Annotated in this window: 10 protein-coding genes; 7 read left to right on the top strand and 3 right to left on the bottom strand. The window is 65.7% G+C overall.

Annotated elements, in window-relative coordinates:
• The first annotated feature begins 254 nt into the window (after positions 1 to 254).
• The 5 genes from NWF24_RS06845 to NWF24_RS06825 all read left to right on the top strand — a co-directional run bounded on the left by NWF24_RS06845 (position 255) and on the right by NWF24_RS06825 (position 8,247).
• Positions 255 to 3,809: an indolepyruvate ferredoxin oxidoreductase family protein gene (locus NWF24_RS06845; RefSeq protein WP_258353530.1), complete on the top strand. Its 3,555-nt coding sequence runs from the start codon at positions 255 to 257 to the stop codon at positions 3,807 to 3,809.
• 81 nt (positions 3,810 to 3,890) lie between these two features.
• Complete coding sequence (locus NWF24_RS06840; protein ID WP_258353529.1) at positions 3,891 to 6,065, top strand: sensor histidine kinase; 2,175 nt, start codon at positions 3,891 to 3,893, stop codon at positions 6,063 to 6,065.
• Between the two features lie 5 nt (positions 6,066 to 6,070).
• Positions 6,071 to 6,685, top strand: coding sequence for a response regulator transcription factor (locus NWF24_RS06835; RefSeq protein ID WP_258355253.1), 615 nt, complete (start codon positions 6,071 to 6,073; stop codon positions 6,683 to 6,685).
• A 121-nt stretch (positions 6,686 to 6,806) separates the two neighbouring features.
• A complete protein-coding gene (locus tag NWF24_RS06830) occupies positions 6,807 to 7,136 on the top strand; it encodes a hypothetical protein (protein ID WP_093058168.1) in 330 nt (109 codons plus the stop codon).
• 217 nt (positions 7,137 to 7,353) lie between these two features.
• Positions 7,354 to 8,247 (top strand): DMT family transporter, encoded by an 894-nt coding sequence (locus NWF24_RS06825; RefSeq protein WP_258353528.1) that lies wholly within the window; start codon positions 7,354 to 7,356, stop codon positions 8,245 to 8,247.
• Positions 8,248 to 8,338: 91 nt separating this feature from the next.
• Here the strand turns inward: NWF24_RS06825 and NWF24_RS06820 are convergent, their stop codons facing one another.
• The 3 genes from NWF24_RS06820 to NWF24_RS06810 form a co-directional block, all read right to left on the bottom strand.
• On the bottom strand, positions 8,339 to 9,697 hold the full coding sequence (locus NWF24_RS06820) for an SMP-30/gluconolactonase/LRE family protein (RefSeq protein ID WP_258353527.1): 1,359 nt from the start codon (positions 9,695 to 9,697) through the stop codon (positions 8,339 to 8,341).
• Between the two features lie 110 nt (positions 9,698 to 9,807).
• The gene (locus NWF24_RS06815; RefSeq protein ID WP_309148863.1) at positions 9,808 to 11,634 is read right to left on the bottom strand and encodes an ATP-binding response regulator; all 1,827 of its coding nucleotides are present in this window, start codon (positions 11,632 to 11,634) and stop codon (positions 9,808 to 9,810) included.
• Positions 11,631 to 12,320 carry a response regulator transcription factor gene (locus NWF24_RS06810; protein WP_258353526.1) on the bottom strand — a complete coding sequence of 230 codons (690 nt, stop codon included), beginning with the start codon at positions 12,318 to 12,320 and terminating at the stop codon, positions 11,631 to 11,633. The genes NWF24_RS06815 and NWF24_RS06810 overlap by 4 nt, the downstream gene beginning before the upstream one ends.
• Before the next feature lie 652 nt (positions 12,321 to 12,972).
• Here NWF24_RS06810 and NWF24_RS06805 point away from each other — a divergent pair.
• Positions 12,973 to 13,542 carry a hypothetical protein gene (locus NWF24_RS06805; protein WP_258353525.1) on the top strand — a complete coding sequence of 190 codons (570 nt, stop codon included), beginning with the start codon at positions 12,973 to 12,975 and terminating at the stop codon, positions 13,540 to 13,542.
• Between the two features lie 109 nt (positions 13,543 to 13,651).
• Complete coding sequence (locus NWF24_RS06800; protein WP_258353524.1) at positions 13,652 to 14,323, top strand: aminoglycoside phosphotransferase family protein; 672 nt, start codon at positions 13,652 to 13,654, stop codon at positions 14,321 to 14,323.
• Positions 14,324 to 14,392: the final 69 nt, after the last annotated feature.

Genomic DNA, 14,392 nt, shown 5'->3' with positions numbered 1-14,392 from the left:
GCTGCGGGGGCCGCCATTGTCGGGCCAGCGGGACGGTTCGAGCCTGCCGAAATCCTTTCGGTCGATCGCACCCGCAAAAGACAGATCTTCCGTAAAGCGCCGCGCTTTGCCAAAACGAAGAAGCACTTTCAGAAGACAAGGCGGAAGAATCGTTGCTGCCTCGCCGTCTACCCCGGCAAGGCATCTCGCGAGCCGGCCCTCTACCGGGGCCACGCCCGCATTTCCACGAGTCCTACCCGGAGTCTTTTTCAGTCATGGCATCCCACGAACTGGCCAGCGTTGCGCTGGACGACAAATACACGGCCACCGAAGGCCGGATCTACCTCAGCGGCATCCAGGCGCTGGTGCGCCTCATGCTCGTGCAGAAATGGCGCGACCAGAAGGCGGGGCTGAACACCGCAGGCTTTGTCTCCGGCTACCGCGGCTCGCCGCTCGGCGGCCTGGACGAAGCGCTGTGGAAAGCGCAGCCGCAGCTCGAAGCCAACGCCGTCAAGTTCTTGCCCGGCGTGAACGAGGAACTGGCCGCCACCGCGGTCTGGGGTACGCAGCAAGTGCACCTCACTGGCGAGAGCGCGGTCGATGGCGTCTTTGCCATGTGGTACGGCAAGGCACCCGGCGTGGACCGCTGCGGCGACGTGTTCAAGCACATGAGCCATGCGGGCACCTCGCCCAACGGCGGCATTTTGCTGGTGGCGGGCGACGACCACGGCGCGTCTTCTTCCACGCTGCCCAACCAGAGCGACCACTTGTTCGCCGCCTCGATGATCCCGATGCTCTACCCGCAGAGCGTGGAGGAATACATCGAGCTGGGCCTGCACGGCTTCGCGATGTCGCGCTTTGCGGGGCTGCCGGTGGGCTTCAAGGCGCTGGCCGACACGGTCGAATCGTCGGGCTCCATAGCGGCCGGCGCGCTCGACGTGCATACGCGGCTGCCTTCGGACTTCGTGTTCCCGCCCGGCGGCGTGCATGCGCGCCTGTCGACCGACACGCTCGGCGTGCAGGCGCGCAAGCAGGAAGCGCTGATGCAGGACTACAAGATCTACGCCGCCATCGCCTACGCGCGCGCCAACCGGCTGAACCGCGTGACCATCGATTCGCCAAAGGCGCGGCTGGGCATCGTGGCCTCGGGCAAGTCGTACCGCGACGTGCTCGAAGCGCTGGAAGAACTGGGCATCGATGCGGACGAAGCCGCGCGCATCGGCATTCGCCTGTTCAAGGTGTCGATGCCGTGGCCGCTGGAGCCCGACTCGATCCGCGAGTTTGCCGACGGCCTCGAAGAAATTCTGGTCGTCGAAGAAAAGCGCCAGATCGTCGAGTACCAGCTCAAGGAGCATCTCTACAACTGGCGCGAAGACGTGCGCCCGCGCGTGATCGGCAAGTTCGACGAACAGGGCGAATGGGGCGCACATCCACGCGGCCAGTGGCTGCTACCGGCCACGGCCGACTTCTCGGTGGCGCAGATCGCGCGCGTGATCGCAGGGCGCGTGGCGCGCTTTCACACCAGCGACCGCATCCGCATGCGGCTCGCCATTCTTGACGCGAAGGACGTGGTGCTCGGCAAGGCCGTGGCCACGCCCTCGCGGCCGGCCTGGTATTGCTCAGGCTGCCCGCACAACACCTCGACCAAGGTGCCCGAAGGCAGCCTCGCGCTGGCCGGCATCGGCTGCCACGTGATGGCGACGGCCATCTACCCCGAGCACAACAAGACGACCACGCACATGGGTGGCGAAGGTGCGCCATGGCTGGGGCAGGCGTGGTTCTCGAAGCGCAAGCACGTGTTCGCGAACCTGGGCGACGGCACGTACTACCACTCGGGCTCGCTAGCGATACGCGCGGCCGTGGCGGCGGGCGTGAGCATCACCTACAAGATCCTCTACAACGACGCGGTCGCAATGACGGGTGGGCAACCGGTCGACGGCCCCATCACCGTGCCGCGCATCGCGCATCAGATGGCGGCCGAGGGCGTGAAGCGCCTTGCGCTGGTGGCCGAAGACCCGACGCGCTGGGTCGACCGCAGTGTGCTGCCGCCGGAGCGTGACGGCTTCGTGCTCACCGTGCACCACCGCGACGACATGGACGCGGTGCAGCGCGAGCTGCGCGAGTTCGAGGGCGTGTCGGTGCTCATCTACGACCAGGTGTGCGCAGCCGAGAAGCGCCGCCGCCGCAAGAAGGGCGAGTTTCCGCAGGCCGCGCGGCGCGTGTTCATCAACGACGCGGTGTGCGAAGGCTGCGGCGATTGCGGCGAGCAGTCGAACTGCACCGCGCTGCTGCCCAAGCAGACCGACCTGGGCCTGAAGCGCAGCGTGGACCAGAGCGCGTGCAACGCCGACGAGTCGTGCATCAAGGGCTTCTGCCCGAGCTTCGTGACGGTCGAAGGCGTAAAGCCGCGCAAGCAGGCGCCGGTGGCGGCGAAGGCCTCTGCGCAAGAGGCTGCCCTGCCCGACCCTGCGCCTTTGGCACTCGAAGGCATGCACAACATCCTCATCACCGGCATCGGCGGCACGGGCGTCATCACCATCGGCGCGCTGATCGGCATGGCAGCACACCTCGAAGGCAAGGGCGTGAGCGTGCTCGACATGACGGGCATGTCGCAGAAGAACGGCTCGGTAACGTCGCACGTGCGCATCGCGCGCGATGCGGCGCAGCTGAAGGCGCAACGCATTCCCACCGGCGAGGCCGACCTGATCCTGGGCTGCGACATGCTCACGGCCGGCGCGCCCGATGCCATCGCGCGCATGCGGCCAGGGCGCACCTATGCGCTGGTCAACACCTTCGAGCAGCCGACGGGGCATTTCGCGCAGCAGCCCGACTGGGAGTTTCCGGCCGCGCAAGTGCGCGCGCTGATCGAAGAATCGGTCGAAGGGCGTGCGGACTTCATCGATGCGACGCAACTGGCGACGCGGCTCATGGGCGATGCGATTGCGGCGAACCTGTTCCTGCTGGGCTTTGCGTTTCAGAAAGGCTTTGTTCCGCTGTCCGCCGAGGCGTTGGACAAGGCCATCGAGATCAACGGCGTGGCCGTAAAGGCGAACCAGGCGGCTTTCCGCTGGGGCCGCAAGGCGGCACTGGATCTTGCGGCTGTGACGCGCGAAGCGGCGCCTTCGAAGGTGGTGGCGCTGCAGCGGCCGCAGAGCTTCGAGGCGCTGGTGGCTGATCGCACCGCGTTCCTCACGTCATACCAGAACGCGGCGTATGCGCAGCGCTATGCCGAGCTGGTGGAACGCGTGAGCGTGGTCGAACAGCGCGAGCGCGGCAGCACGCGGCTGGCGAAGGCCGTCGCATCAGGCCTCTTCAAGCTCATGGCCTACAAGGACGAGTACGAGGTCGCGCGGCTCTACACCGACAAGCGCTTCATGGAGAAGCTGGGCGAGCAGTTCGAAGGCAAGCCGGTGCTGCGCTTCCACCTCGCCCCGCCGGTGCTCGGCCGCCGCGACGCCGAAGGCCGTGCGGTGAAGACGAGCTTCGGGCCCTGGATGATGGGTGCGTTCCACCTGCTCGCGAAGTTGCGCGGCCTGCGCGGCACGGCGCTCGACCCGTTTGGCCGTACCGCCGAACGGCGCATGGAGCGGCAGCTGATCGAGGATTACCGCGCGATGGTCGAAGACCTGCTGGCGCGCTTCGACGTCATCGACTTCGACACCGCGCTGTCGCTGGCGCGGTTGCCCGAGCAGATTCGCGGCTTCGGGCATGTGAAGGAAGAGAGTGTGGTGTCAGCGCGCGTGCGGTGGGGCGTGCTGGTGAAGCAGCTGGACGTGGTGCCTGCTTCCCGTGCACGAGCTCCAGCGCCTGTGCAGCCCGTGGCTGCCTGAGCCAAGCGTCAGCGGCATCCGGGGGCCTTCCAGCGATCAGGGCAAAATTCTGCTCGCCGCGCCGGTCGGCCCCTGCCTCCCATGCCGCCAATCACGCTCGCTCCTCCGCCACCCCCAACCCGCCCGCGCCGCCGCTACCGCGCGATCGCCGCATGGGCGGCCGCCCTCGCACTGGCCCTGCTGCTGATCGGCCTCGCAGCCCAATGGGCCGCAGTCCGCGAAGCGAATTTCCAGGCCGACTCGATCCGCCGCGCCATGGAAGTCCACGCGCTGGGCCTGCGCGATGCCGCCGGCAAGTACAGCTACCTCCCGTTCACGGCAAGCCTGCATCCCGACGTTCTGGCCGCGCTGGCCCATCCCCAGGATGCGGCGGTGAAGCAGCGCGCCAACCGCTACATCGAGGAAGTGAACCGCCAGGCGGGCTCCGATGCGCTCTACCTGATCGACCTGCAGGGCATGACGCTGGCGGCCAGCAACTGGGCGACGCCGCAGACCTTCGTGGGCGAGTCGTATGCCAACCGGCCCTACTTCATCGACGCCCGCGCGGGACGCAATGGCCTGTTCTACGGTGTGGGCCAGACGACCGGCGAGCCGGGGCTCTTCATTTCGGCACCGGTGCGGCCGGATGGCGGCGCGGTGCTGGGCGTGGTAACGGTCAAGGTCAGCCTGCGCCAGTTGCAGGATGCCTGGACCTTCGCGCGCGACCCCATCTTGCTGACCGACGCGCGCGGCATCGTGTTCCTGAGTTCGGTGCAGTCATGGATGTACCAGGCCACGCGAGCCCTGGGCGCCGCCGAGATCGAAGGCATGCGGCGCGACCAGCAGTACGGCGCGCGCACGAACTTTCCGGCGCTGCCGTGGAAGGTCGATCGCGACGAAGGCGGGCCCGGCTACCTCGTGCGCACCGACCTCGGCGGCCAGCCGCGCCGCTTCCTGGCGGTGGACGAGTCGCTGCCCGATCTCGGCTGGACGCTGACGGTGATGGCCGACCATGCCGAAGTCGTCCGCGCGCGCGAGCGCACCTGGATGCTGGGCCTGCTGTGCGCCGGCCTGCTGCTGCTGGGCGGCCTGTACTGGCAGCTGCGCGAACGCCGCTTCGCCGAGCAGCGCGATGCGCGGCGCGACCTGGAGCTGCGCGTGCGCGAGCGCACCCACGAGCTCGACGAGGCCCACGCCTTCCGCAAGGCGATGGAAGATTCGCTGCTGGTGGGCATGCGCGCGCGCGACCTGGACGGCCGCATCATCTACGTCAACCTGGCCTTCTGCGAAATGACCGGCTACGGCGCCGACGAACTGCTCGGCCGGCTGCCGCCCTACCCCTACTGGCACCCCGACGATGTGACACTGCACTGGCGCCACTACGACGCCATGATGAGCGGCGAGCCCGCACATGCGGGCTTCGAGTCGCGCCTGCGGCACCGCGACGGGCACGAGGTGATCACCATGGTCTACACCGCCGCGCTGATCGACGCCGACGGCAAGCACAGCGGCTGGATGAGCTCGGTGGTGGACATCACCGAGCAGAAGCGCGCCGAGTTGCGCCAGCGCCAGAACGACGAGCAACTGCAGCACGCCCAGCGCCTGGCCAGCCTCGGCGAAATGGCCTCTACGCTGGCCCACGAGCTGAACCAGCCGCTGATGGCGCTGAGCAATTTCGCGAGCGCCGCCAAGGCTTTTGCAGAGCAGGGCAACCAGCAGTTGCTGGTCAGCAGCCTCGACGAGACCATGGCCCAGGCCCAGCGCAGCGCCGAGATCGTGCGGCGCATTCGCGGCTTCGTGCGCCAGCGCACCGCCGGCACCGAAGACTGCGCGGTGGCGGCGCTGGTCAGCAACGCGCTGGCGCTGCTGCAGGGCGAGATGCGCATGCGCCAGGCGCGCGCCGAGGTTCGCATGCCGGCGGGGCTGCCCGAGGTGCGCGGCGACCGCGTGCTGCTCGAACAGGTGCTGCTGAACCTGCTGTCCAACAGCCTGCACGCCATGCAGGCCACGCCGCCGGAGCAGCGGCTCGTCGAAATCGAGGCCGAAGTGCTCGAAGGACGCATGCACATCCGCGTGGCCGACCGCGGGCCGGGCATCGACGCCGCGCTGGCCGAGCAGGTGTTCGCGCCCTTCTTCACCACCAAGACCGGCGGGCTGGGGCTGGGCCTGAACATCTGCCGCACCATCGTCGAGGCCCATCGCGGCCGGCTGTCCTTTGCCAACCGGGCCGGCGGTGGCACAGTTTTCACCCTCGAACTGGAAATCACACCCCCATGAACGCCATGAGCGCTCTTGCCAACAACCTGTGCGTGGTGGACGACGACGAGGCCGTGCGCCGTTCGCTGGGCCTGCTGCTGCTGTCGCGCGGCTACGCGGTGCAGACCTTTGCCTCGGGCGAGGCCTTCCTGGCCGGCGCCGATTTGCAGCGCGCGGGCTGCGTGATCCTGGACCTGCGCATGGACGGCGTGAGCGGCCTGCAGGTCTTCGATGCGCTGCGCGCAAAAGACAGCCCGCTGGTGGTGATCTTCCTGTCCGGCCACGGCGACATACCCATGGCCGTCGAAGCCGTGCAGAACGGCGCCTTCGGCTGGCTCGAAAAGCCCTGCAATGACGAGCGCCTGCTCGACAGCATCGCCAAAGCCTTGCAGCAAGCCGGCGAGATCGCCGCGCGCCGGCAGGCCCGCCAGGCCGCGCAGGCACTGTGGGACAAGCTGACGCCGCGCGAGATGCAGGTGGCCCGGCTGGTAGCCGAGGGCAAGCCCAACAAGCAGATCGCCCTGGAGCTGGCGCCGCTGGAGCAGCGCACGGTAGAGACCCACCGCGCGCACGTGTTCGCCAAGCTGGGGCTGGCGAACAGCCACCAGTTGGACCGGTTTCTGCGGGAACACGCGCTGTAGCGACCCGACTGGAAGCAAGTGGAGGCCCGTGTGCGAGCACATGGCAGGACCGGAAGTGGCTCGGCGAGCTTCTTGCTTGACCTCATCGCAGCAGCCAGTCGCGTTGCGCAGGAGGTCTCCGATGCCGAACTTTTACTTGCCGCTCTCCGGCAATGTGCGCCAGGAAATCAATCCCTGGACTTGGTTTACCAAGATTGCCAATGGGCAGCTTGGGTTCATCAACATCAATATGGGCAAGTCGTCAGACCCTGCTCTGGAGCAGCAGATTCTGGATGACGTCGGAAGCTACGGACGGCAGATTGGGCAACTCGGCGATGCGCTGGAGGCGGTTCTCGCGCACATGAAGACCGACACCTGGGAGCCCAAGGCCAAGGAAGCGGTAGATGCCTTCAGGTTCCAGCTCGCCGAGATTCGCCGGCTGAAGCAGAGCCGGGCTGACAACAAGACCTGACATTTCTCGGCGGCATATCGAACTGACCTGGGGCGGGCTTTGCGATGTCTTCTGGTCCGGGGACTTCACCAAGGCCATGCCGTTTCAGTGTCGCTGCATCGCAGCGCTGCTCTCGAGTTGATGGTAACTTGCGGCGAGGACCAGACGTTCGCAGCGCCTATGCTAGGCGGTCAAGAACAAGTCCCCTCCCCGGCCACTGCCGCGAGACAACCCGACCATGCAATCGACCGGAACCCTGCGCGGCATCGCCGCGATGCTGTTGGCTTGCGCCTTCTTTGCCTGCATGGACGCGCTGCTCAAAAACCTGGCCGGGCATTACCCGCCGGTGCAGGTGATGGCACTGCGCGGTCTCACGGCGCTGCCCCTGGTGTGCCTGTACATCGCCTGGCGGCGCGAGGCAGCCGGCGTTTTCAGCCGCCGGCTGCGTTGGCGCCTGCACCTGCTGCGCACCGCGCTGAATATGACGATGCTTGTGCTCTTCGTCTATGGCCTGAAGACCCTTGGCCTGGCAGAGGCCTACACACTCACTTTCATCGCTCCGCTGCTGATGGTGCTCATCGCCGTGCCGATGCTGGGCGAGTCGGTCCAGCCGCGGCACTGGATCGCCATCGGGCTGGGCTTCATAGGCGTCGTGATCGCACTGCGACCCGAGCAAGGGGCCTTCCTCTCGGTGGGCGCTCTGGCGATCCTGGTGGCCGCAGTCTGCTATGCGCTGTCGAACATGCTGGGCCGGCTCATCAGCCGCACCGAATCGAGCGCCGCGCTGGTCTTCTGGACCACGGCCGGCATGGCTGTCGGCGGTAGCCTGTTATCAGCACCGCAATGGGTGCCAATCCAGGCCCAGCACACGTGGGTGCTTGCGGGTTTGGCCATCAGCGGTTTTCTGGGCCAGATGGCTATCGCCGAGGCCTTCCGTCACGGCCAGGCCGCTGCCATCGCCCCCTTCGAATACAGCGCCCTCGCCTGGGCGCTTGTGCTGGACTGGGTGTTCTGGCAGGCCGCGCCCGACGCATGGACGCTGGGCGGCGGGGCGTTGATCGTTGCGAGCGGACTGTGGCTGGCGCGAAGCGAGGCGCCAAAATCTGCTCGGCCAAAACGGCAGGCCACCTGAGCCGCGGCGAAGCGGGCGTGCGAAGCCGCATCGGGCAGACAAGATCAACGGCTCGCGTGGTGCGAGCCGAAGATCCCTGCCTGCGTACCGCTCAGGGCGCCAGCGTGAGCTTGAAGATCTGGTTGCCGTTGGATGCGCCCACGTAGATGGTCCCGTCGCTGGCGACCGCCACACCAATCGGAAAATTGAAGATGATCGCCGCGCCGGTGCTGTCCCGCAGTGTGCTGATCTCGCCCGCAGGCGTGACCACTCGCGCCACGCCATCCCAGGCATGCGTCAGGAACACGTTGTCATGTGCATCCACCGTTACGCCGTAGGAATAGCCGAGCTTGGCCGGCGTGGCGGCCGTTCCGTCGACCACATTGGAAACAGCGTTGCCGTTGCAATCGCCCAGCAGCGTGCTCACTGTGGCGCTGGCCACATCGATCTTGCGCAAGCATGTGCCGTCGGTGTCCGTGTCGTACAGCGTGCTGCCATCGCGGCTGATCGCCAGGCCCTGCGGACGGGCAAACTGGGCTGCTGTGCCAACCCCGTCCAGGTAGGCCTGCGTGCCGTCGCCCGCGAGCGTGCTCGTGGTGCCATCGGCTGCGACCTTGCGCACGCGCTTGTTTTCCAGGTCCGCCACGAACAGGTTGCCTGCGCCATCCAGCGCAATGCTGGCGGGGTCGTTGAACATTGCAGCGGCCGGGCTGTCGGCGTACCCGCTGGTGCCACTGCCCACCCAGGTGCTGTAGGTTGTGGCGTTGGGGGCGATCTTGTTGATGCGATGCTGGTCGCTCACGTACAGGGTACCGTCGGCGGCCAGTGCCAGGCCATACGGCGTGTTCATGGTCGTCCCCGGCGTTACTTCCGCGCCGCTGCCGCTGGCCGTGTCGATCCTGTAGACCGAACCATTGCCTCCCATGGCCACGTAGAGGTTCGCGCCGCTGGCATCCAGAACGAGTTGATAGGGACGGTTGTATGTCACCCCGGTGGCCGCCAGCACGTTGGCGACCCAGGGTTTGACCGTCAGCGTGGCGGCATGGCTGGTCACACTGCCATTGGGGCCCGTCACTTGCACGCGCAGCTGCTGGCCGCTGTCGGCCAGTTGATTGGCTGCTGTGGTGAAGCTGTCGCTGGTGGCGCCGGAAACATCGGTCCAGTTGGCACCGCCATCAACGCTGCGCTGCCACTGGTAGGTCGTGGCACGCACAGCCTGTACCTTCAACATGGCGGTCACGCCCTGGCCAATGGTGGTATCCGATGGCTGTGTCGTGATGGAGGGCGCGGTGTCTTCCTGCGTCGGTGCCGGCGTCTGCGTTCCCTGAGGAGCAGGTGCAGGAGCGACAGCGAAGCCGGGGAAGCCGCCGCCTCCGCCCCCACCACCGCCGCAGGCGGCCAGCACGAGGTTCATCATCAGCAGCGCGGCGGGTGCACGCCATGCACGGGAAACGGTACGAGTGGTATTCATGATGGGCCTTCCTTTTTTCAAGTGGAGTGAACGAGAAGGCCTCCACGGTAGGGTCGGCAACGCCTGCGATCTAGTGTCGAAGGTCATCGCCGAGCAGCAAAAAAAGATGCTCAGGAGCGCATGCAAGCGTGCGTCGTATCGTGCTGCACCAGCGATGCAAGGGCCTGCAGCAGCCTGTCGGCAGCCACCGGCTTGAGTAGCACCTGCAGCCCGGAGTCGAGCATCTGCCGCTGTCGCTGCGGCGCGGTTTCCCCGGTGATCAACAGCACCTGCAAGCCTGGGCCGAAGCGCGCGCTCAGTCGCTGCGCCGCGGCCAGTCCGTCGGCACCATCGGCCAGCCGCACGTCGCACAACAGAACTTCGACAGGGGCACTTCCATGTGCGGCTTGCACCAGCACGGCCTCGGCTTCGGCCTCACTGGCCACTGCGTCGATGGCTACGCCATGGGCCTGCAGCAGCCCGGTAACGGCCTGGCGGATCGCGGCTTCATCATCGATGAGCAGCACGCGCTGCGGCAATGGCGAGGCAGCGCCCGGGCATGCAGCGAGTGGCACGACACCCGAGGCGATCACCGCCGGAAGCACCAGGCGAAAGCGACTGCCGTGATGCAGGCGCGAGCGCACCTGCAGCGGGTGCGCCAGCAGGCGTGAGAGCCGCTGCACAATGGACAGGCCGATGCCCAGTCCCTGTGCTCGATCGCGCCCCGGATTACCGATCTGGTAGAACTCGTCGAAGATGCGGCCGAGGTGCTCGTCCGCGATGCCGATGCCGGTATCGCACACATCGATCCACACCAGCGGACCGCGTGCGCGGGCGGCCACCACCACGCCGCCACGCGTCGTGTACTTGAGCGCGTTGTCCACGAGATTGGACAGCAGCCGCTGCAACAGCTGCGGATCACTCAGCACCCAGCAAGGCGTGGCGCGCAGCCGCAGTTGCAGATCCCGGTCGGCCGCCTGCGCCACGAACACATTGTTGAGCGCGAGGAACAGCGGATTGAGCTCCACGGGTCGAATCTGCGGCGCCACCTCGCCGGCATCAAGTCGCGAGATGTCCAGCAGGATGTCGAGCGAATCGCCGAGCGTTCCGACCGCATCCATCAACCGCACCGCGTGATCCCATTCCTCGGTGCCCTTGAGCTTCTTTTCAATGACGGCTCCGAACAATGCGATGGCGTGCAGAGGCTGGCGCAGATCGTGGCTCGCCGCGGCAAGAAAGCGCGTCTTCTCCTCGCTGACACGCTGGGTTGCGGCAATCTGATGGCTCAGCTGCTCGGCAAGCGCCTCCTTTTCGAAACGCATGGTCAGCGCAGCGGTCAGCAGCCGATGATGCTGCAGCGCGAACATGATCATGACGCACAGGTACAGCAGGCAGCCGGTGGCCAGGAACAGGTGCGTGCTGTCGCCGCGCCAGGCCAGCGCCAAGGTCAGGCTCGCCATGCTGGGCACGATGAAGCGTGGAATGTTGCGCTTGAGAACCGCCAGCGACAGTGCTCCGCCGGCGCAGCCGCCCATCATCATCACGATGACCATGACCCAGAGCCCCAGGTTGCGCCCCGGCGGAACGCACAGCCACGGCGCCAGGCCCCAGACGCAGGAGCGCAGCAGCACGTTGCGCGCATTGAAGCGTGCCCAGTACTCGGGATGAGCGGCCGCATCGGGACTGCGCCGATAGCGCCGATAAGCGCGCCGCAGCGTCAATGCCAGGTGCAGCGCCATCCACAGCAGGACTTGCCAGCGCCACGTGGCCACGAACAGGCCGATGCCCAGCGACTGTGCCGTGAGGAAGTCTGCGAGATAGGCTGCCGGCGCGTTGGCATGGACCGCGGCCACCTGTTCGCGCAGCACCCGCTGGGCCAACTCGGGCGGATGCAAGTCATTCATCGCAGGCATGCGGGGCATCGCCACGTCGAAGGCCGCATGGCGCGACGGGCTCACTTCAGACTGCTGATGAGCTGGGCTCGCGAGCGCACGCCGAACAGCAACAACAGGGTAGACACATGGTTCTTGACCGTGCCCTCGGTCAGGTGCGACAGCTGTGCGATTTCTTTGTTCGACTTGCCGGCCAGCAGCCAGTCGAGGATTTCGACCTGGCGCGCATTGAGCTGCGGCTGCAACTCAGTCGTCGCCGTTACCGCAGTCGTGCGGACGGCGACAGGGGTCGTGGACGGCGAGGCTGGCAGAGCGACCAGATCGTTGTCCCTCACGTAGCGCAACACCTCGCCCAAGTGACCTGTCTTGGGAAGAAAGGCCTGCGCCCCGAGCGCCATCACCCCTTGCATCAACGCATGGCTGTCCTTGCCCGATAGCACGACCACGCGCGATGCAGGAAAGGCGCGCCTGAAACGCACCAGGGTATCCAGCCCCTGGGAGTCGGGCAGATCGAGATCGAGCAGCACCAGGAGATGCGACGTGAGATGGAACTCGTACAAGCGCAACGCGTCGGCCAGGGAGCGTGCCTCGTGCACCGGCACGCTGCCGGTTTCCGCCAGCAGCAGCGCCCTCAGGCCCAGGCGCACCAACTCGTGGTCGTCGACCACCAGGATGCCCCGCGCCGGTATGGCAACGCTGGCCTCGCTACGCAATGGCGCGGCATGCAGCGGCAGGGATGTGGCAGTAGCCATGGTCCGGGCATCTTAGTGCGGATGGCTGCGAACCTGAAATGACCAAAGTCATGAGATCCGCGGCTCTGCCATGAGCAACTTCTGCCATCGGTAGGAGGTTCGGGCTTCACAACATCGCGCGACGTTTCCCCATATCGGCACCATCCTGCACCTTTGGATGAAACGCCTTAATCAGTAGGACGGCATTGAAATCAAGCATGTCTCCACCGAGGAGCCGCACAGGCCCTGATCGAACTGATGGGCGATCAAGCCGATCTCTCGTTGCTCACTACCGGTTAGGTTGGGCGCTGACGCTCGTGACGCAGAGGTTCAATTGCCGCGCAAATAGAAAGGCATAGGCGAAAGGGCATATGTCTTCGGGACATCTCGTTGCAGGGCGTATCAAGCAGCCAGCCCGCAGACCGGCATCTCTCTCGTTGCCGTCGGGGTACTCAATACGCCAGTGGTTTGGACGGCATTCCCACTGAAGCTCAAGGTGAGCTGCTCGTACTCGCTACTTGGACCATGCGGCTTGTCTGCTTGGAGCGCCTTTCGACGTCATGCCAACCGGCTACAGTCGGCCAGAGCCGGCCGTTCGCCGCGGGCCCTCAACTCGCCTGTAAGCAGACCTTCGGCGCCACAACCGAGCCTCCGGTCCTACATACAAAGAGCCATGATTGAAAACGCAGACTTCCTGACCGCATTCTCGATACACCGACTTCGCGGCGAGGCACCACCGCCAGACCTTGCGATTCTGTTGGGGCACCGGGACGCATTGGTACGTCAAACTGGGTTCGCTTTTGATAGCTCATCAAGTTGGGCGCCCTGGCTTGACACAAGCTATCTCAGGGAAAGCGAATGGGCCAATCCAGATATTCGAGCCAACGTGAAGGCGATTGCCGAAGTCTGCGCCTCTATTGATTTTGTGGCTGCGGACGAGGAGCGGAACTATTTCGGCTACTGGCGCGGGCAAGCCGATATCAACGTCTCGCAGGCGCCAATCGTCCGCTTAGACAACGAGGGTCAGTTTGACTTCTGCGGCACCACCAATTTGGCCGGTGCAATTTTGACCGCAGGCGGAGGCGGTCTATTCGAAGAGGTGCGGTCCTGGATGCAAGGAATCGGCATCGGCTCGCTCCCGACGGTTCCATATGACCTGTTCGATGTTGATATTCACCCCTCGCCGCGACAACTGCACAGGACGCTCTACGAGAAACTCTTGATAGAAGAGCAGCGCGGGTAGTCGAGCATCGGGCCCAACCTATGCGCTGTGGCACAGTTCGGCCATGAGCGGGCATTCGATGTCATCAACGAAGACCCTCGAGAATCGATGGCCACGTGAAATTAGCCGCATGTCCAACCTGACACTCTTCGATTCCTACCTCCAAAGCTGGAACGCGCAGCCTGACGGCGAGCCCTTTGCAACCCACGCCGGCCACCTACTACCGGTCCGTCTCGATGGACATCCGGACGGTCGCGCCGGGATGATCAAGATCGCGCGGCACATTGACGAGCGGGTCGGCGGTCAAGTGATGCGCTGGTGGGACGGCGATGGCGCTGCGCGCGTGTATGCCCTCGATGAGAACGCGGGCGTACTGCTGATGGAGCGTGCTACCGGCGCGGGTCATCTGCTGAAAATGGCTCTAGAAGGTGATGACGTCGCTGCCACAAGCATCGTCTGCCGCACCATCGGCCGGCTGCATGCGAAGCGGCCCTTACCGGCGCCAAATGGACTGCTACCGCTGACGTGCTTCTTCGAATCGCTGGCGCCGATGGCGCGGCGTGAAGGCGGCCTGATGGCCGAATGTGCAGTGGTGGCAGATGAGCTGTTGGGCACGCAGCGTGAGTGGCTTCGCGGTGCCACCCCATGGCGCTCCCATGTCGATTTCGCACGATTCCTCTCCGGCGCACTGGATTGCCAAGTCCGCTGTGATCCGGGTTCGGAGCACTCCGAGATTTCCCCATACTCGGACGTCTTCTTGGACGTGCATAGAGGTGTAGAGAAGCTCGTTACATGGGGCTGAGCCCCTGCTTTCAGTCACCGATTTAGGGGCAATGCGTTCGGCCACCTTGGACGCAGAATGCGGTTGCAG

Origin of the sequence: Variovorax paradoxus (assembly GCF_024734665.1) — a bacterium.
Lineage (GTDB): Bacteria > Pseudomonadota > Gammaproteobacteria > Burkholderiales > Burkholderiaceae_C > Variovorax.
Note: the sequence above shows the minus strand (reverse complement) of the source record. Positions and strands in the feature narration are given on the sequence as shown.